Source organism: Kitasatospora nipponensis, from assembly GCF_039528135.1.
Taxonomy (GTDB): domain Bacteria; phylum Actinomycetota; class Actinomycetes; order Streptomycetales; family Streptomycetaceae; genus Kitasatospora; species Kitasatospora nipponensis.
In genome coordinates, this window is sequence record NZ_BAAALF010001163.1 from 1 (window position 1) to 518 (window position 518).

Sequence of the window (518 nt, forward strand, 5' to 3'; positions counted from 1 at the left end):
CCGACCTCGAGCTGCGCAGCGGTGACCTGCTGGTCTTCGGCGGCCCGATGCGTTTCGCGTACCACGGGGTGCCGCGCACCCACCCGAGGACGGGCGATCCGGCGCACGGTCTGGTCGGGCGGCTGAATATCACGATCCGTCAGTCCGGCTTGGTTTAGTGCCGGGTCGGTGACGGTTCATCGACAGGGATCGCTTGCGGAGGGTCTCATTCACTAGGGGGTCGCCGACAGTTGACCGAGAGCGGCCGATTCGTGGGGGCGGAACCTTGTCATCGCAACTGAACGTGGATCCAGCGGAGCTGGACAGCGCGGCCAAGGTGGTCACCGACCTCAACGGCGAACTCAGGCCGGTCTCCGACCGGGCGGTCAAGGACGCCGACGAGGCCTCCTCCTCCACCGCGGGCTGGTCGGTCTCCGCCCAGCTGGGCCAGGTCGCGGACAGCTGGCGCAAGGCGCTGACCGATCTGCACCGGTCGATGGACGACAACGCGGAAGCGCTGCGCAGCACGGCCGGACAGC

At 68.5% G+C, this 518-nt stretch carries 2 protein-coding genes; both read left to right on the forward strand.

Going from position 1 to position 518, the window contains the following annotated elements:
• Positions 1–158, forward strand: a 158-nt coding sequence (locus ABD323_RS45430; protein ID WP_344447781.1) for an alpha-ketoglutarate-dependent dioxygenase AlkB, incomplete at its 5' end; no start/stop codon positions are given.
• Between the two features lie 107 nt (positions 159–265).
• On the forward strand, positions 266–518 hold a 253-nt coding region (locus ABD323_RS45435), incomplete at its 3' end, for a WXG100 family type VII secretion target (protein WP_344447780.1).